Annotated in this window: 1 protein-coding gene; it reads left to right on the top strand. The window is 76.2% G+C overall.

The window, feature by feature from the left end; genetic code table 11:
- Window positions 1–543, top strand: a 543-nt coding sequence (locus ACFP2V_RS38490) for a transposase (protein WP_381221384.1), incomplete at both ends; no start/stop codon positions are given.

Raw genomic sequence — 543 nt, 5'->3', positions numbered from 1 at the left:
ACGGCCGTGCTGTCCGGCCGGGCCACCGGGATCCCCAAGAGCCGGGACGGCGTCGTCGAGGCGGTCCGCGTCCTGCGGATCGCCCGCCGCAGCGCGGTCAAGGCCCGCACCCAGGCGATGAACCAGATCCGCGGCCTGCTGGTGGCGGCCCCCGCGATGCTGCGCGAGCAGGTCGCCGGGCTGGACCGGTCCGTACTGATACGCACCCTGGCCCGGCTGCGGCCCGGCAATGACCTGTCCCGGCCGCTGGCGGCAACGAGGGCCTCGCTGCGGCGGCTCGCCCGCCGTCACCAGGCGCTGGACGAGGAGATCGCCGAGCTGGACTGCGAGATCGGGCCGCTGGTGAAGCAGGCCGCCCCCGCACTGCTGGAGCTGTTCGGCGTCGGCCCCGAGACCGCCGGCCAGCTGCTGGCCTCGGCCGGCGACAACCCCGAGCGCATGCGCTCCGAAGCGGCGTTCGCGCACCTGGCCGGGGTCGCCCCGATCCCGGCCTCCTCGGGGCGCACCCACCGCCACCGCCTCAATCGTGGTGGCGACCGGGCC

This window comes from Streptomyces incanus, from assembly GCF_042656345.1.
GTDB classification, from domain to species: Bacteria; Actinomycetota; Actinomycetes; order Streptomycetales; family Streptomycetaceae; genus Streptomyces; species Streptomyces incanus.
The sequence above is the reverse complement of the archived record's forward strand: the minus strand, read 5'-3'. Positions and strand labels throughout refer to the sequence as shown.